General features: G+C 71.8%; 12 protein-coding genes. 5 read left to right on the top strand and 7 right to left on the bottom strand.

Annotation, left to right across the window (positions count from 1 at the left end; genetic code table 11):
• Positions 1 to 176: 176 nt before the first annotated feature.
• Entirely contained in the window at positions 177 to 866 is a 690-nt protein-coding gene (locus TSO221_RS01795) for a Crp/Fnr family transcriptional regulator (protein WP_109116772.1), read from the bottom strand.
• Positions 867 to 937: 71 nt separating this feature from the next.
• Here TSO221_RS01795 and TSO221_RS01790 point away from each other — a divergent pair, with 71 nt between their 5' ends.
• The gene (locus TSO221_RS01790; RefSeq protein ID WP_109116771.1) at positions 938 to 2,635 is read left to right on the top strand and encodes a 2Fe-2S iron-sulfur cluster-binding protein; all 1,698 of its coding nucleotides are present in this window, start codon (positions 938 to 940) and stop codon (positions 2,633 to 2,635) included.
• 155 nt (positions 2,636 to 2,790) lie between these two features.
• Here TSO221_RS01790 and TSO221_RS01785 read toward each other — a convergent pair whose 3' ends face one another.
• The 5 genes from TSO221_RS01785 to TSO221_RS01765 form a co-directional block, all read right to left on the bottom strand.
• A complete protein-coding gene (locus tag TSO221_RS01785) occupies positions 2,791 to 5,967 on the bottom strand; it encodes a multidrug efflux RND transporter permease subunit (RefSeq protein WP_109116770.1) in 3,177 nt (1,058 codons plus the stop codon).
• A 159-nt stretch (positions 5,968 to 6,126) separates the two neighbouring features.
• Positions 6,127 to 7,296 carry an efflux RND transporter periplasmic adaptor subunit gene (locus TSO221_RS01780; RefSeq protein WP_109116769.1) on the bottom strand — a complete coding sequence of 390 codons (1,170 nt, stop codon included), beginning with the start codon at positions 7,294 to 7,296 and terminating at the stop codon, positions 6,127 to 6,129.
• A gap of 4 nt (positions 7,297 to 7,300) precedes the next feature.
• Positions 7,301 to 8,062: an alpha/beta hydrolase gene (locus TSO221_RS01775; RefSeq protein ID WP_109116768.1), complete on the bottom strand. Its 762-nt coding sequence runs from the start codon at positions 8,060 to 8,062 to the stop codon at positions 7,301 to 7,303.
• A gap of 143 nt (positions 8,063 to 8,205) precedes the next feature.
• Positions 8,206 to 9,189, bottom strand: coding sequence for a LysR family transcriptional regulator (locus TSO221_RS01770; protein ID WP_109116767.1), 984 nt, complete (start codon positions 9,187 to 9,189; stop codon positions 8,206 to 8,208).
• 73 nt (positions 9,190 to 9,262) lie between these two features.
• Positions 9,263 to 10,039, bottom strand: a complete 777-nt coding sequence (locus TSO221_RS01765; protein ID WP_109116766.1) for an NAD(+)/NADH kinase — start codon at positions 10,037 to 10,039, stop codon at positions 9,263 to 9,265.
• A gap of 189 nt (positions 10,040 to 10,228) precedes the next feature.
• Here TSO221_RS01765 and TSO221_RS01760 point away from each other — a divergent pair, with 189 nt between their 5' ends.
• The 4 genes from TSO221_RS01760 to TSO221_RS01745 all read left to right on the top strand — a co-directional run bounded on the left by TSO221_RS01760 (position 10,229) and on the right by TSO221_RS01745 (position 14,303).
• Complete coding sequence (locus tag TSO221_RS01760) at positions 10,229 to 10,585, top strand: Lin0512 family protein (protein ID WP_109116765.1); 357 nt, start codon at positions 10,229 to 10,231, stop codon at positions 10,583 to 10,585.
• A gap of 87 nt (positions 10,586 to 10,672) precedes the next feature.
• A complete protein-coding gene (locus tag TSO221_RS01755) occupies positions 10,673 to 11,338 on the top strand; it encodes a dienelactone hydrolase family protein (RefSeq protein ID WP_109116764.1) in 666 nt (221 codons plus the stop codon).
• Between the two features lie 174 nt (positions 11,339 to 11,512).
• Positions 11,513 to 13,225, top strand: coding sequence for an alpha/beta fold hydrolase (locus tag TSO221_RS01750; protein WP_109116763.1), 1,713 nt, complete (start codon positions 11,513 to 11,515; stop codon positions 13,223 to 13,225).
• A gap of 34 nt (positions 13,226 to 13,259) precedes the next feature.
• Positions 13,260 to 14,303, top strand: a complete 1,044-nt coding sequence (locus TSO221_RS01745; protein ID WP_109116762.1) for a putative zinc-binding peptidase — start codon at positions 13,260 to 13,262, stop codon at positions 14,301 to 14,303.
• Positions 14,304 to 14,330: 27 nt separating this feature from the next.
• Here TSO221_RS01745 and TSO221_RS01740 read toward each other — a convergent pair whose 3' ends face one another.
• A complete protein-coding gene (locus TSO221_RS01740; RefSeq protein WP_109116761.1) occupies positions 14,331 to 17,660 on the bottom strand; it encodes a transglutaminase family protein in 3,330 nt (1,109 codons plus the stop codon).
• Positions 17,661 to 17,912: the final 252 nt, after the last annotated feature.

Here is a 17,912-nt window from a genome sequence, read left to right as displayed (position 1 = left end):
TCCATCGCGGAAACAGAATTATGGTTTCAACACGGCCTCGCGGAACAGATTTATGGTTCCAGCAATGAGCTTTATGGTTCCAAAATTTCCAAAAAGCCAAGCAATTTCACCAGCCCTCATGTAAGGGAAATGGTTCCCTCCAGACCAGCGGGGGGGGGCTCGGCGCGACCACCTCCTCACCCATCCTCCATCGCCCGCCGCACCCGCTTCTCGAGCGCTGCCGGATCGCGCAGCACCAGCGCGCCGCGCCGCTTTTCCAGCAGCCCTTCCTTCTCCAGCGCCGAGAGCACCCGCGACACCGCCTCGCGCCGGGTGCCGACCCGACCCGCCAGATCGGCGTGCGGCGGGGGAGGGGAGACCACCGCGCCGCGCCCGTCCGGCCGCGCCAGCCGCAGCAGCTCCGCATAGATGCGGTGCTTCACGTCCAGCGTGTTGGACTCGTTCACCCGGCCGGCCAGCTTGCGGATCTCCCCGGTCAGCAGGCGCAGCACCTGGTCGCAGACGTCCGGGTGGCGGTGGATGCACTCGCGGAACAGCGGCGCCGGCATGCGGGCCACCGTGGCGCCGGTCACCGCGACGATACCGGCGGAGCGCGCCTTGCCGTCGATGGCCGCCATCTCGCCGAAGAACTCCCCCGCGGGGATGTCGCGCAGAATGACCTCGCGCCCCGAGACGGCGCGGATCGTAACCCGCACCTGCCCGGCCAGCACGAAGAAGACGTCGGTGCCCTCATCCTCGTGGTCGATGATCCACTGACCGGCCTCGACCCGCCGCCACAGGCAGCGCGCCGACAGCGCGGTCAACTCCACCGGGTCCAGCGAGCGGAACAGTGGGATCCCCACCAGGGTGTCGGTCGGCCGAGACATGCGTCCCCGTCATTGGAAAGCCGGCGGATGATCCCATAAGATCGCCGCCCGCACCACCGACACGCCCCGGCATGACCCCGCGCCCCATCGAACGCCCGCTGCGCCTGTTCACCGGGCTGCTGCTGTTCACCTTCGCCACCAGCCATTTCCTGGCGCACGCCAGCGGGCTGCTGCTGCTGCCGGCGATGGAGACGGCGCGCGCCGTGCTGCTGTGGCCGTGGCGCACAGGACCGGGGGAGGCGCTGCTGGTCGCCTCGGTGCTGACGCACGGCGGGCTGGGGTTGTGGGCGCTTTACCGGCGGCGCCACCTGCGCATGCCCTGGGCGGAGGCGTGGCAGCTCGGCCTCGGCCTGTGCATCCCGATCCTGCTGATCTCGCACGGCATGGCCGGCCTGTTCTCCGACGAGATCACCGGCACGCAACTCACCTACACCCGGGCGCTCTACCTGTACTGGATGGTGTCGCCGGACCTGATGCTGCCGCGGCAGATCGCGCTGTTGCTGATCCTCTGGCTGCACGGCTGCATCGGGGTGCGTGGCTGGCTGCTGGTGAAACCCTGGTACCGCCGCTGGGCGCCGGTGCTGGGGGCGCTGGCGCTGAGCCTGCCCCTGCTGGCGCTGGCCGGGATCTTCAGCGGCGCCTGGGACGTCGAGCGCCGGGTCGCGGTCGAGCCCGCGGTCGCCGCCGTTGCCAACCCGCCGGCCAACCCGGAGGACGCCGCCGGCCGCGCCGCCCTGGCCCAGTTGAGCGGCTGGCTGGTCGACGGCTACGTGCTGCTGCTGGTCGGCACCATCGCCCTGCGGCAATTGCGCAACTGGCATGCCCGGCGGGCCAACCCGGTGCAGGTGACCTATCCGGGCGCGCGCGCGGTGGTGGTGCCGCGCGGCACCTCGGTGCTGGAGGCGAGCCGCGCCGCCGGCATCCCGCACATGGCGCTGTGCGGCGGGCGCGGGCGCTGCTCGACCTGCCGGGTGCGGGTGTCGGCGGGGGCGGCGGCGCTGCCGGCGCCCAACCCGACCGAGGCCGCGGTGCTGGCGCGCATGACGGCGCCGCCGTCGGTACGCCTCGCCTGCCAGCTGCGCCCCACGTCCGATCTGACGGTGGCGCCGCTGCTCACTCCGCGCGACGGCGCCGCCGCGCTGGTGGCCATCGAGGAGGGGCCGGCGACCGGCCGTGAGCTGCCGATCACCGCGCTGTTCGTCGACCTGCGCGGCTCGACCTCGCTGGCGGCGGCGCGGCTGCCGTACGACGCGCTGTTCATCGTCGGGCGCTATCTCCAAGTGGTGGGAGAGGTGGTGCGGCGGCACGGCGGCTACGTCACAGCCATCGCCGGGGATGGCGTCATGGGCATGTTCGCCGACGAGGCCGACCCCGGCGCCTCCGCGGCCAGTGCGCTGCGCGCCGCCGAGGCGCTGTGGCGGGAGATCGGCGGCCTCAGCGAGGAACTGGCCGAGGAGCTGGAAGCGCCGCTGGGCTTCGGCATCGGCATCCACACCGGGGTGGCGGTGGTGGGGCCGACCGGCTGCGGCACCTCGGGCTCGATCCAGTTCATCGGCGATCCGGGCAACGTCGCCGCGCGGCTGGAGGAGCTGACCAAGGACCTCGGCGCCACGGTGATCCTGTCGGACAAGGTGGCGGTGTTGGCCGGTTGCCGCGACCCCGACCGGCTGGAACGCCGCGAGGTGACGATCCGCGGCCGGGACGGCACCCTGGCGGTGCGCTTGGTGCACCGCCGGGAGGATCTGATGGGGGCGCTGGAGGGGGGGTGAGCATCGAAAGCCCCTCTCCCTTGACGGGAGAGGGGTGGGGAGAGGGTGGCGCCGCGAAGCGGCCAAGAACTTTTCTGCGGCTTCCGCCGCCATTCCCCCTCTCCCCAACCCCTCCCCCGCAAGGGGGGAGGGGCTTTATGCCCTACGGGAAGATTTCACTCCGCCGGATGCGCCGCCGCGTGGGCGGGAACCTCAGCCCGCCGGCCGGCTCCGGCCAGATGGCGCAGCAGCACGTAGAACACCGGCGTCAGCACCAGACCGAACAGCGTCACGCCGATCATGCCGGAGAACACCGCGACACCCATGGCGTGCCGCATCTCCGCGCCGGCGCCGGTGGAGGTGACCAGCGGCACCACGCCCATGATGAAGGCGATGGAGGTCATCAGGATCGGCCGCAGGCGCAGCCGGCTGGCCTCGATGGCCGCCTGCACGGACGTGCGGCCGTGGTGCTCCAGCTCGCGGGCGAACTCGACGATCAGGATGGCGTTCTTCGCCGACAGCCCGACCAGCACCATGAAGCCGATCTGCGTGAAGATGTTGTTGTCGCCCCCGGTCAGCCACACGCCGGTCAGCGCCGACAGCACGCTCATCGGCACGATCAGCAGGATGGCCAGCGGCAGCGTCAGGCTCTCGTACTGCGCGGCCAGCACCAGGAAGACCAGCAGCACGCTGATCGGGAACACCCACAGCCCGGCGTTGCCGACCAGGATCTTCTGGTAGGTGAGGTCGGTCCACTCCAGCTTGACGCCGCGCGGCAGCACCTCGGCGGCGATGCGCTCGGCCGCCGCCTCGGCCTGCCCCGACGAATAGCCGGGCGCCGGCCCGCCGTTGACGTCGGCGGCGGTGAAGCCGTTGTAGCGCACCACCATCTCCGGCCCGTAGCCCGGGTGCACGGTGACCAGCGAGGACAGCGGCACCATGGTCCCCGCGGCGTTGCGGGTCTTCAAGAGGCCGATGTCGTCGGCGTGCGCGCGGAACGGCGCGTCGGCCTGCACCCGCACTTGGTAGACGCGGCCGAAGGCGTTGAAGTCGTTGACGTACAGCGAGCCCAGGTAGATCTGCATGGTGTCGAACACGTCGTTCACCGACACGCCGAGCTGCTTGGCCTTCACCCGGTCCAGATCGACGTCGAGCTGCGGCACGTTGATCTGGTAGGCGGAGAAGGTCGGCCCCAGCTCCGGCGTCTGCGCGGCGCGCTTGACGAAGGCGGTCACCGCCCCGCTCAGCGCCTCGTAGCCGAGGTTGCCGCGGTCCTCCAGCTGCATCTTGAAGCCGCCGAGCTGGCCCAGCCCCATCACCGGCGGCGGCGGGAAGATGGCGACGAACGCCTCCTTCAGGCCGGCGTAGCGCTTCTGCAGGTCCATGGCGATGGCGCCGGCCGACAGGTGGGGGTCGCCGCGCTCGGCGAACGGCTTCAGGGTGACGAAGACGATGCCGGCGCTGGACGAGTTGGTGAAGCCGTTGACCGACAGGCCCGGGAAGGCCACCGCGCTCTGCACGCCGGGGCGCTGCAGGGCGATGTCGGTCATCTCGCGGATCACCGCCTCGGTGCGGTCGAGCGAGGCGCCGTTGGGCAACTGCGCGAAGCTGATCAGGTACTCCTTGTCCTGCATCGGCACGAAGCCCGAGGGCACCGTGCGGCCGAGGATCACCGTGGCGCCGATCAGCAGCGCGTAGACCGCCAGGATGGCGCCCTTGTGCCGCACCACCCCGCCGACGCCCCGGCCGTAGCCGTCGCTGGAGCGCTGGAAGACGCGGTTGAACACCCGGAAGAAGCCGCCGAACACCCGGTTCATGGCGCGGGTCAGCCAGTCCTGCGGCTGGTCGTGGCCGCGCAGCAGCACCGCCGACAGCGCTGGCGACAGGGTCAGCGAGTTGAAGGCGGAGATGACGGTGGAGATCGCGATGGTCATCGCGAACTGCTTGTAGAACTCGCCGGTCAGGCCGGTCATGGCGGCCAGCGGCACGAAGACGGCGACCAGCGTCAGCGCGATGGCGATGATCGGGCCGCTGACCTCCTGCATGGCGCGGATGGTGGCGTCGCGGGCCGACAGGCCGGAGGCGATGTTGCGCTCGACGTTCTCGACCACGACGATGGCGTCGTCGACCACGATGCCGATGGCCAGCACCATGCCGAACAGCGAGAGCGCGTTGATCGAGAAGCCGAAGGCCAGCATCAGCGAGAAGGTGCCGACGATGGAGATCGGCACCGCCAGCAGCGGGATGATCGAGGCGCGCCACGTCTGCAGGAAGACGATGACCACCAGCACCACCAGCGCCACGGCTTCCAGCAGCGTGTGCACCACCGCCTCGATGGAGGAGCGGACGAACTGCGTCGGGTCGTAGACGATGGAGTAATCGACGCCGTCCGGCATGTCGGCCTTCAGCTCGGCCATCACCTTGCGCACCTCGTCGGAGATGGCGAGCGCGTTGGCGTCCGGCGTCTGGTTGATGCCGAGCGCCACCGCCGGCTTGTTGTCGAGCAGCGAGCGCAGCCCGTACTGCGCCGCCGCCAGCTCGACCCGCGCCACGTCGCGCAGGCGGGTGACGCCGCCGTCGGCGCCGGTCTTCAGCACGATGTCGCCGAACTCCTCGGCGGTCTTCAGCCGGCCGCGGGCGTTGATCGACAATTGCAGCGGCACATCGGGCAGGCTGGGCGAGGCGCCGATGACGCCGGCCGCCACCTGGACGTTCTGCTCGCGGATGGCGTTCACCACGTCGGTGGCGGTCAGCCCGCGCTGCGCCACCTTGGTGGGGTCGAGCCAGACCCGCATGGCGTAGTCGCCGGCACCCCACACCTGCACCTCGCCAACGCCGGCGATGCGGGTCAGCCGGTCGCGGACGTTGAGCAGCGCGTAGTTGCGCAGGTAGGTCATGTCGTAGCGGTCGCTGGGCGAGAGCAGGTGCACGACCATGGTGAGCGTGGGGGAACTCTTCACCGTGGTGACGCCCAGGCGCTGCACGTCGGCCGGCAGCCGCGGCATGGCCTGCGCCACGCGGTTCTGCACCAGCTGCTGCGCCTTGTCGGCGTCGGTGCCCAGCTTGAAGGTCACCGTCAGCGCCATGTTGCCGTCGCTGTTCGCCTGCGACTGCATGTACAGCATGTTCTCGACGCCGTTGATCTGCTCCTCCAGCGGGGAGGCGACGGTCTCGGCGATGACCTTGGGGTTGGCGCCGGGGAACTGCGCGCGCACCACGACGGACGGCGGCACCACCTCCGGGTATTCGGAGATCGGCAGGCGGAACAGCGCGATCGCCCCCGCCAGGAACAGCGCCACCGACAGCACGCCGGCGAAGATCGGCCGGTCGATGAAGAACTTGGAGATGTTCATGTGGGGTCTCCGTAAACGAATCCCTCTCCCGCCTCGGGAGAGGGTGGCGCCGCAGGCGCCGGGTGAGGGTCATCGCGAGGATCCTTGCAGGCACCCTCACCCTCCCGCCCTGCGGGCGGGCCCCTCCCTCTCCCGGGACGGGAGAGGGTTTTGTTTTGCTTACCGCGCCGCCGTCTGGGTCTTTTCCTCGCCCATGGCAACCATCTTCGGCGTGATCGGCATGCCCGGCCGGGCGCGCTGGATGCCGTTGACGACCACGCGCTCGCCGGCCGACAGACCCGCCGTCACCACGCGCAGCCCGTTCTGCAGGGCGCCGAGCTTCACCGGCCGGTACTCGACCGTGTTCTCCGGCGTCACCACCAGGACGAACTTCTTGTCCTGGTCGGTGCCGATGGCGCGGTCGTCCACCAGCAGCGCGTCGTAGGGCGCGGTGCCGCCCACCTTCACCCGGGCGTACAGGCCGGGCACCAGCAGGCCGTCGGGGTTGTCGAACTTGGCGCGCACGCGGATGGTGCCGGACACGCTGTCCAACCGGTTGTCCACGTGCTCCACCGTGCCGGCGCGCGGGGTGCCGTCCTCGTTGGCGAGGCCGAGGCGCACCGGGATCCCGCCGGAATCCTTCACCGGGGCGATGTGGCGCAGGTAGGTCTGCTCGTCCACGTCGAAGGACGCGTAGATCGGCGACACCGAGACCAGCGTGGTCAGTGCCTCCGCCGCCGCACCGGCGGCGACCACGTTGCCGACCGTGCGCTCCGCCCGCGACACCCGCCCCGCCACCGGGGCGGTTACCTGCGTGTAGCCGAGGTTGAGGCGCGCCAGCTCCAGCGCCGCCTGCGCCGCCTTCAGGTTGGCGGCGGCCTCGCGGGCGGCGTTTTCTTTCTGGTCCATGGTGCTGCGCGAGATGGTGTCGTCGCGCACCAGCTTCTGCGCGCGGTCGAGGTCGGACGCCGTGAAGCGCACCCGCGCCTGCGCCGCGGCGACCTGCGCCTCGGCGCGCGCCACCTCCGCCTCGTAGGGGCGCGGGTCGATGGTGAACAGCACGTCGCCCTGACGGACGAGCGCGCCGTTGCGGAAGTGCACGGCGACGATGGTGCCGGGGACCTGCGGGCGGACGTCGACGCGGTCCACCGCCTCCAGCCGGCCGGAGTAGGACTGCCAGTCCACCACCGGGCGGGCGAGCACGGAGGCGACGTCCACCTCGGCCGGGGGCGGCGCGGGGGCGGCGGTTTGGGCCTCGGCCGGGCTGCGCAGGGTGGCGACGCCGGTGACGGCGGCCACCGACACGCCGGCCGCGAGGAGAAGGGCGAAGGATGTGCGGGACGTGGTCATGGCTTTACCTGTGGCTCGGATGGTTGGGACGGGCGCCGGACAGGCGGCGCCGGAAGAAATCGGCGACGGCCGCGAGGGCCGGCGCGTGACGGGGAAGGCCCGCATGGGAGATTCCGGCGAAGCGCGTGACCTCGGTCGGCACCCCGGCGTCAATCAGCCGGGCGGCGTAGCTCTCGGCCTCCGGCCGCAGCATGTCGTCCTGCGCCGTGGCGACGAGGATCGGCGGCAGCCGGCCGAGCCGGCGCGATTCCAGCGGGGCAGCGTACGGGTGCAGGCGCAGCGCCGCCTCGGGCAGGTAGGCGCGGTAGCACTTCGCGCACTCCGCCACGCCGGCGTCGCCGTCGCGGATCCGCGTCAGGCTGGGGTCGAGCATCGGGCCGAGCAGCGCCTGCGCGGCGATCTCCGGCCCGCCGCGGTCGCGGGCGAGCAGGGTGAGCGACACGGCGACGTGCCCGCCGGCGTCGTGCCCGGCCACACCCAGCGGGCCGGCCCGTTCGGCCAGCCAGCGGGCGGCGGCGTGCGCGTCCTCGATCGCGGCGGGGAAGGGGTGGGCGGGGGCGAGCGCGTAGCCGACCGCCACCACCAGCGCCGGGATGCTCTCGGCCAGCGCCGTGGCCGGCGCCTCGGCCTCGCCCAGCGAGCCGGAGGTGAAGCCGCCGCCGTGGAAGTACAGCACGCCGGGCAGCGGCCCGGTCGCCGCCGGCCGGTACAGACGCAGCGGGACCTCGCGGCCCTCCACCATCAGCGATGCGTGCGAACGATCCATTCCAACCCGGCGCCGAGCGCCCCTCCCGCAATGCAGCGAGAGGGATATTGGTCGAGCCCCCGGGTGGGATAAAGCCGCCGCGGTCGGGAACAGAATTCAGCTGGGATGAACAATCGGGGCGAGGCGGAGGCTTTTGGCCTGCCTCACACCACGCACTCGCACGCGCCCTCGCGTTCGACCGGCGCCGCGCGCTCCACGCACGCGTCCTCCGGCAGGTCCTCGCCCTGGAGCAGCGGGCAGCGCTCGAACAGCTCGGCCACCCAGTCGACGAACACCCGCACCTTCGGCGACAGGTGCCGGTTGTGCGGGTACACCGCGGAGATCGGGATGCGCGCCGGCCGCCAGTCGCGCAGGATCTCGCGCAGGGCGCCGCTGCGCAGGTGCGGCAGCACCATGAAGCGTCCGGGCTGCAGCAGGCCCAGCCCCTCCAGGCCGCAGGTCACGTAGGCGTCGGCGTCGTTGACGGAGACGACGCCCTGCATGGCGATCTCCTCCTCCCGGCCGTCGCGCTGGAAGCACAGCTCGAAATTCCGCCCGGTGCGGCTGCCGAAATAGTTCACCGCCACGTGGCGCTCCAGGTCCTCGAGGGTCCGGGGCTCGCCGTGCTCGGCCAGATAGGCGGGGCTGGCGCAGGTGACCTGCTGCATGGCGCCGATGCGGCGCGCCACCAGGGTGGAATCCGACAGCTCGCCGACGCGGATGACGCAGTCCACCCCCTCCTGGATCAGGTCGATGGGGCGGTCGCCCAGTCCGAGCATCAGGTCGATGTCCGGGTACTTGGCGTGGAACTCGTGGATCGAGGGGATGATGACCAGCCGGCCGATGGAGCCCGGCATGTCCACCCGCAGCCGGCCGCGCGGCGTCTTGCGCGCGCTGGTGAAGGTGGATTCGATCTCGTCGATCTCCGACAGGATGCGGGTGGCGCCCTCCAGGTACGCCGCGCCGTCCAGCGTCAGACTGAGCTTGCGCGTGGTGCGCTGGAGCAGGCGCACGCCCAGCGATGCCTCCAGGTTCTGGATCGTCGTCGTCACCGAGGCGCGCGGCAGGCCCAGCGTGTCGGCGGCCTTCGAGAAGCTGTTCGCCTCGACGACGCGGACGAAGACGCGCATCGCGTGCAGCTTGTCCATGCGGATCCCATCCCTTCCAACGACGGCTTGCGCGAGCAGAGATGGTGTCGCGGACGCCGGGCGGAAAGAAGGCCTATTTCCGCTTGCCCTTGAGGAGGTCGATGCGCCGGCGCGAGAACTCGCCGTCGTTGACGAAGGTCAGCTCCATCCAGCGCGTCTCGTCGCGGCGGATGCGCACGACGCCGGAGCAGTCGAGGTGCCGCGTCTTGTGCGCGTCGAGGAACACCGTGACCCCGCGCCGCGAGGCGAAGCGGATCGACAGGTCGCTGCCGGCGAAGATCTCGCTGAGGTCGCGGTTGGAGACGATGCCGGTGACCGACAGCAGCGGTACGTCGAGCGGCAGCACGACGCCGCGGTTGTTGGCGTTGAACGCGGTGGAGCCGAGCGGCGTGGCGACGCAGACGCCGGTGCCGCGCAGCTCGTACCCCTCGAACTCGCCGTCCGTGCTGTCGAGGTGGAACTGGTGGCAGTCGGCCACCCCGGCGCCGATCACCACGTCGTTGTAGGCGGCGCCGATCAGCTCGCCGTTCGCCTGGACCCACAGGGGGTGGACGCGGTGGCAGGGCATCGCTGCCGGGTCCAGCTCGGCCAGTTGGTCGGCGACCGAGCTGGGGTTCATCAGGAAGTTCAGGTTGCCCCGCCCGACGCCGAGGAAGCGGATCGGCCGCGCCGGCTGGTCCGGCGGCGGGGTGCGGCGGTGCAGCGCGCGCAGCATGGCGCCGTCGCCGCCGACGACGACCACAATGTCCGGGTGGTCGTTGTCGATGAAGCGGGCGTAGCGCTCCTTGAGCGCGGCGATGAAGCCGGACTGCCGGGGATCGTCCGGTTCGTACTCGAAGGTCAGGCGCATGGACTCATACCCCTGCTGGCGGCCAGACGGCAGTCAGGATAGCGCCGCGCCGCCGGGTCTCGTCCAGCGGCACCCCCGGGTTTTCCGCATGCCGGAAGTGCTTCCGGAGGATGAAAATCCGGTGGCGGGGCGGTTGGTGCCGTGCAAGCTGGATGCGAGGCCGCCCTCGAAGCACCAGAGGAGAGCACCATGAAGCAAGTGATGTTCGTCGAACTCGGCATGGGCGTCGACCTGCACGGGCAGGACGTCACCAAGGCCGCCGTCCGCGCTGTGCGCAACGCCATCGAGCGCAACTCCATGCCCGGCATGCGCGCGCTGGTGGACGGCGACACCAGCCGCATGCAGGTGCGCGTCCACCTCGCCGTCCCCGCCGACGCTGACCAGCTGGACGTCGAGGCGGTGCGCGCCGTCTTCCCCTACGGGCAGGTCAGCGTGCAGGTCGGCCCCGGCGGCATGCTGGCGCCGAGTGGAATCTTCCTCGCCGACAAGAACGACCGGAACGAGATGATCTACGTCGTCAACGCGGCGATCGAGGTCGGGGTCTGACGACGCGGCTTTGATCCCGGCGCCGTTGCGCTTAGCTTTACCGGGCGACGGCCCAAGGCCGGGCGGACACACGGGGAGAGAAACGACATGGCAGGCGAACTCATCACCTTGCAGGCCGAGGACGGCCACGACTTCGGCGGCTATCTGGCGCGGCCGGACGGCGCGGCGCGCGGAGCGGTGGTGGTGGTGCAGGAGATCTTCGGGGTCAACCACCACATCCGCTCGGTCTGCGACCGCTACGCCGCCGCCGGCTGGACGGCGCTGGCCCCGGCGCTGTTCGACCGCGTCGAGCGCGGGGTGGAGCTGGCCTACGACCAGCCGGGCATCGACCGCGGCCGGGCGATCATGGGGCAGGTGAGCATGGACGCGGCGCTCTCCGACGTCGGGGCCGCGCTGGGGCATCTGGGTACGCCGGGCTCGGCGGCGGTGGTCGGCTTCTGCTGGGGCGGCACGCTGGCGTGGTTGGCCGCGGCCCGCCTGCCGGTGCGCGCCGCCGTCGGCTATTACGGCGGCCAGATCGCCAAGCACGTCCATCTGACGCTGCGCGCCCCGGTGCTGCTGCACTTCGGCGAGAAGGACACGGCGATTCCGCTGTCCGTCTCCGAGGAGGTGCGCGCCGCCCGCCCCGAGGTGATGGTCCACCTCTACCCCGCCGGGCACGGTTTCAGCTGCGACGAGCGGGCGAGCTATGACGCCGACAGCGCCCGACGCGCCTGGACGCGCACCCAGGGGCTGCTGGAGGCGGCGTTCTAGCGGGGCGTGCATTCCCTCCGATGCCCCGGCCCCCAACTTGGACGGGGCGCCGGAGCATTGGAGGTATCCTGCTCGTGGTGAGAGACGGGGCAAAAGGATAATCGCTGCGGGCTGCCGTCCCATCGCCGCGCAAAAGCGTTATTACAAGGATTCGTTGCAATCCTTGAGTGGCGCATGAGACCGGTCGTCTTCGATGAGTGCTTCGGCTGGCTGCATCCGGCGGCCGGTCGCCGTGGCGTGGTGCTGTGCAGTCCCATGGGGCTCGAGGCGTACTGCACCCACCGCGCTTGGCGGGCGTTGGCTAAACGCCTTGCCGCAGCCGGGCTTCCGACGCTGCGCTTCGATTACCCGGGCACCGGGGACTCGCGCGGTGGCGACGACGATCCTGGCCGGGTGCGGGCCTGGATCGATGGCGTGCACGCCGCCGTGCGCTGGATAACCAACACGCTGGAGTTGCAGGAGGTGGCGCTGGTCGGCGCGCGCCTCGGCGCCGCGCTGGCCGCCGCAGCGGCGGCCGAGCGGGGCGGGGTGGACCGGCTGGTGCTGCTGGCGCCGTGCTCCGGCGCCGCCTTCGCCGCCGAGGTCCGGGCCATGGCCCGGCTGGCCGGCGCGCCGCAGCTGGATCCGGACGCGCTGGAGTTCAATGGCTTCCGCCTCACCGCGCAGACGCTGGCCGACCTGACGGCGCTCGATCCTGCGCGACTGGCCGCCGCCCCGGCGGCGCGCACGCTGCTGCTGGCCCGCACCGACGTGCGCGGCGCCGCCTCGCTGGCCGGGCGCCTGTCGGGGCTGGGCGCGGCGGTGGAGGAGGAGCCCTTCGCCGACTACGCCGCGCTGATGCGCAGCGTGGAGCGCGGTGTGGTGCCCGTGGCGCCGCTGGAACGCGTCGCCGCGTGGCTGGCCGCCGACGCGCCCACCGCCCGCGCCGAACCTGCACCGCGCCCCGCCGAGCCGGCGCGGCTCGCGCTGCCTTCGGCGGTCGAGACGCCGGTGCTGTTCGGCCCCGGCGGCGGGCTGGCCGGGGTGTGGAGCGAGCCGGCGGGCTTCGCCCCGGCGGACCGGCCGGCACTGCTGCTGCTGCCGAGCGGCGCGTGGCACCACGTCGGTTTCGCCCGTCTGTCGGTGGAGATTGCCCGTCGGCTGGCGGCGCATGGCTACGCCTCACTGCGCATGGACTTGGCGGGCCTGGGCGACAGCGCGTCGGCGGCGGGGCAGCCGGACGGGCTGATCTACCGCCGCGGTTCGATCGCCGACACGCGCGCCGCGCTCGACTGGCTGGAAGCGCGCGGGCGGCGGCGTTGCGTCGTGCTGGGGGTGTGCGCCGGTGCGGCGCTGGCGCTGCACACGGCGCTGGAGGACGAGCGGGTGGCCGGGCAGGTGATGATCAATCCCGGCCTCTTCACGCTCGGCGACGGCGCCACCGCGGAGGCGCTCGGCCGCGACGAGAGCCACCCCGCCGCCTTCTATCTGGCGCAGCTCGGTGACCCCGCCAACTGGCCGCGCGTCGTCCGCGAGGCCGCCCGGCGGCCGGGGCGCCTCCTCGACGTTCCCGTGGCGCTGCTGCGCCGCGTTCGACGCCGCTTCGGCGGATCGGCGCCGCACGCGGCGTTCCGCCGGCTGGGCGCGCGCGGCGTGCGGACGCTGCTGGTCTACAGCGCCCACGACGTCTCGCTGGGCGAGCTGGAGGCGCATTTCGGGCCCGGCGGCGCGTGGTTCGCCGGCCAGCCCGGCGTGCGGCTGGAGACGCTGCCCGACGCCGACCACAACCTGACCGGGGGTGCGGCGCGCGACGCCTTCCACCGCCTGCTCGACGCCTATCTCGCCGGCGATCCGGACGGCGACGCCGTCGGGGCGATCGACGGCACACCCTGCGCCGAGCGGGCGTGAGGAACCGCGCGCGGCGGGGGGCGTTGGGAACGGCATGAGGATCTTCACCTGCCAGCGGTGCGGCCAGCGCGTCTATTTCGAGAACGTCCGCTGCGAGCGCTGCGGCGCCGACCTCGCCTACCTGCCCGACCGGATGGTGGTCGCCGCCGTGACCGTCGCGGCGGACGGCACCGTCACGCCCATGGACTCGGAGACGGGCGGTTACCGGCTGTGTGGCAACGCGCAGCACGGCGCTTGCAACTGGCTGCTGGAGCCGGGCGACGGCCAGCCGCTGTGCCGCGCCTGCCGGCTCAACCGCGTCATCCCCGACCTGTCGGTGCCGGACAACCTGCGGCGCTGGCAGAGGATCGAGCTGGCCAAGCACCGCGCCGTGCACAACCTGCTGCGCTTCGGCCTGCCGGTGGAGCCCAAGGCCGGCGCTGCGCCCGAGGGCATCGCCTTCGAGTTCCTCGCTCCCGAGGCGGCACCCGCGCCGGTGATGACCGGGCACGCGGGCGGCGTCATCACCCTCAGCATCGCCGAGGCCGACGACGCCGAACGCGAGGCCCGGCGGGTGGCGATGGGCGAGCCCTACCGCACGCTGCTCGGCCATTTCCGGCACGAGCTGGGGCATTACTACTGGGAGCGGCTGGTCGAGGGCACGCCGCTGATCGACGGATTCCGCGAACTGTTCGGTGACGAGCGGCAGGACTACGCCCAGGCGCTGCAGTGCCATTACGGCCAGGGGCCGCCGGCGGACTGGAACGGGCACTTCATCAGCGCCTACGCCTCGTCCCACCCCTGGGAGGACTGGGCGGAGTGCTGGGCGCACACCATGCACATGGTCGGCACGCTGGACACCGCGGCCAACCTGAAGCTCGTGGTGATCGGCGTCGACGCCAAGCGCGAGATCGGCGGCGACGCCTACCGCTGCACCGACTTCGAGGCGCTGCTCGACACCTGGTACCCGCTGACCGAGGCGCTGAACGCGCTGAACCGCAGCATGGGCGTGAACGACCCGTACCCGTTCGTGGTGAACGCCCCGACCACGGGGAAGCTGGCGTTCATCCACCGGGTGATCCATGGGAAGCGCCCATAAAGCCCCTCCCCCCTCGCGGGGGAGGGACTATGCCCCCCACCGCAGGTCCAGGCACAGCGGCAGGTCGGGGTTGCCGGCATCCAACGGCGCCGCCAGACGCCCGTGGCTGTGCCCGTGGTTGAAGAAGCGCGCCCGGCGCCGCGCCTCCGCCTCGAAGGCGTTGACCGGGAAGGTGTCGTAGTTGCGGCCGCCCGGATGCGAAACGTGGTAGGCGCAGCCGCCGACCGCGCGCTCCGACCAGCCGTCCACGATGTCGAACACCAGCGGTGCGTGCACCGGGATCGTCGGGTGGAGCGCCGAAGGCGGCTGCCAGGCGCGGTAGCGCACGCCGGCCACGAATTCGCCGGGCACGCCGGTCGGGTGCAGCGGCACGCGGCGGCCGTTGCAGGCCACCCAGTGCCGGCCGCCGATCAGGTTCGACACCCTGACCTGCAGGCGCTCGACCGAGGAATCCACGTAGCGCACGGTGCCGCCGCCGCCCGGCTCCTCGCCCATCACGTGCCAGGGTTCCAGCGCCGTGCGCAGCTCGAGCGCGATGCCGTCGCTCTCGACGCCGCCGACGCGCGGGAAGCGGAACTCCAGGTGCGGGGCGAACCAGTCGTCCTGGAAGGCGAAGCCGGCGCGGCGCATGTCGGCCAGCACGTCCTTCAGGTCCTCCGCCACGAAGTGCGGCAGCAGGAAGCGGTCGCGCAGCGTGTTGCCCCAGCGTACGGTGGGCCGCGTGTAGGGCTCGTCCCAGAAGCGCGCGATCAGGCCGCGCAGGAGCAGCTGCTGGGCGAGGCTCATGCGCGCGTGCGGCGGCATCTCGAAGGCGCGGAACTCCACGAGGCCGAGGCGCCCGGTCGGGCTGTCGGGGGAGAACAGCTTATCGATGCAGATTTCGGTGCGGTGGGTGTTGCCGGTGACGTCGATCAGCACGTTGCGCAACGCCCGGTCGACCAGCCAGGGCGGCATCGGCCGGCCGGTCGGGTTGAGCTGCCGCAGAGCGATGTCCAGCTCGTACAGGGAATCGTCACGCGCCTCGTCGACGCGCGGCGCCTGGCTGGTCGGGCCGATGAACAGGCCGGAGAAGGCGTAGGACAGCGCCGGATGGTTCTGCCAGTAGCGGATCAGGCTGGCCAGCAGGTCGGGGCGGCGCAGGAACGGGCTGTCCGGCGGGGTCTCGCCGCCGACCACGATGTGGTTGCCGCCGCCGGTGCCGGTGTGCCGGCCGTCCAGCATGAACTTCTCGGTGCCGAGCCGCGTCTGCCGGGCGTCCTCGTACAGGCCGGACGTGATGCCCTTCAGCGTGTCCCAGTCGGCGGCCGGGTGGATGTTGACCTCGATCACGCCGGGGTCGGGCGTCACCTTGATGACGTTGATGCGCGGGTCGTAGGGCGGCGGGTAGCCCTCGACCTGCACCGGCGCGGACAGCTCGCGCGCCGTGTCCTCGATCGCGGCGACGAGCTCGAGGAAGTCGTCGATGCGCTCCACCGGTGGCAGGAAGACGCGCAGCTGGCCGTCGCGCGGCTCGACGCACAGCGCGGTGCGCACGCCCTCGGCCACGAGGCCGCGCGGCCCCGGCTTCGGGTCGAGCGCGCCGGCCCGGCGCTGCTCGTGCAGGGCGCCGGACACCGGTTGCGGCGGGCCGTGGCGGTAGCGCTGGCCGGACTCGTCGGGGTTCGGCAGCGGCGGCAGCTCGTCCATGGGGTCGGCGGGCACGATGTGCGGGTAGTCCGCCGGCGCGATCCACGGCAGCGAGGGCAGCGGCAGGCGGAAGCCCATTGGCGAATCGCCGGGCTGCAGGTACATGCGCTCGCGCCGCAGCGGCCACGGCCCGGTCACCCAGACGCGGCCGTCGACGGCGTTCCAGCGCTGGACCGGCAGCGTGTAGCCGGTGACGCTGGTCAGCCCCTTGGAGAACACGTAGGCCAGCCGTGCCCGCTCCTCCGGGTCGTCGAGGCGGGAATCGAAGGGATCGACGTTGGTCGGCAGCGCCTGTTCGCGCAGGATGTAGTGCACCGGGTCCTCGTAGCCCGGCACCGCGTAGGCGGGATCGACGCCGAGGCGCCCGGCCAGCGTGCGGACGAAGCGCTCGGCGGTCTCGGCCGTGGGCCGGTGGTTCTTCGCCTCGTCGCCGACCAGCGCCGGGTCGCGCCACACCGGCACGCCGTCCTTGCGCCAGTACAGCGCGAAGGCCCAGCGCGGCAGCTGCTCGCCCGGATACCACTTGCCTAGGCCGAAGGTCGGCAGCGCCCCCGGCGCAAAGCGGTCGCGCAGCCGGCCGAGCAGCCCGGCGCCGAGGCGCCGCTTGTTCGGCCCCATGGCGGCGGTGTTCCATTCCGGGTCGTCGACGCTGTCGATGGACACGAAGGTCGGCTCGCCGCCCATGGTCAGGCGCACGTCGCCGGCCTTGAGGCGTTCGTCGATGGCGTGGCCGAGGGCGTCGATGGCGGCCCACTGGTCCTCGGTGTAGGGCTTGGTGACGCGCGGCGCCTCGCGGACGCGGGTGACGTGCATGTCGTGGCCGAACTCGACCTCGCACTTCTCGACCGCGCCGGAGATCGGCGCGGCGCTCGACGGGTCGGGGGAGCAGGCGAGCGGGATGTGCCCCTCCCCGGCGAACAGGCCGGAGGTCGGGTCGAGGCCCACCCAGCCGGCGCCGGGCAGGTAGACCTCGGCCCAGGCGTGCAGGTCGGTGAAGTCGGCGGATGGCCCCTCCGGCCCCTCCAGCGGCTTCTGGTCGGGCACCAGCTGGATCAGGTAACCGGAGACGAAGCGCGCCGCCAGCCCCAGGTGGCGCAGCAGCTGGACCAGCAGCCACGCGCTGTCACGGCAGGAGCCGCTGAGCTTCTCCAGCGTCTCTTCGCAGGTCTGCACGCCGGGTTCCAGGCGGATGGTGTAGCGGATCGCCTGCTGGAGCTTCTGGTTCAGGTCGACCAGGAAGTTGATGGTCTGCGTCGTCTTGCGGTCTACGGTGGCCAGGTAGTCCGCGAACAGCGGCCCGACATCCGGGTCGCGCAGCAGGTAGGGGGCGAGCTCGTGCGCCAGTCCCGGATCGTAGGCGAAGGGGATGTGCTCGGCCTCCGGCTCCAGGAAGAAGTCGAAGGGGTTGATGACCGCCATGTCGGCCACGAGGTCGATGGTGACCGAGAACTCCCGCGTCTTCTCCGGAAAGACCAGCCGCGCCAGATAGTTGCCCTGCGGGTCCTGCTGCCAGTTGATGAAGTGCTCCTTGGGAGACACGTCCAGCGCATAGGACAGGATCGGCGTGCGCGAATGGGCCGCCGGGCGCAGCCGCACGATCTGCGGCGACAGCGTCACCGGGTGGTCATACCGGTACACGGTCTTGTGGGTGAGGGCGACGTGAATGGTCATGTCCGGATCCCGGGTGGCGGAAAGGCTGGGCGGGAGGCGCGCTTTGCAAATCGCAGGCCGGCCGGGGCGGCGGACGCAGCGGCGTTTTGGGCGGACGGGTGAGCAAAGACTGTGCAGGGCGCCCAATCGGCGGGCGGCAGGGGTGTTGCGACAGCCTCTATCGCGCGGCCCGGGCACGCAGGCAGGATCGTGGCCGGCACCATGGTTCGCAGTCTTCGCAACTTCATTCGTATTCCGGCGAATCTCCTTGCA

This window comes from Azospirillum sp. TSO22-1, assembly GCF_003116015.1.
Classification (GTDB): Bacteria; Pseudomonadota; Alphaproteobacteria; order Azospirillales; family Azospirillaceae; genus Azospirillum.
Note: the sequence above shows the minus strand (reverse complement) of the source record. Positions and strands in the feature narration are given on the sequence as shown.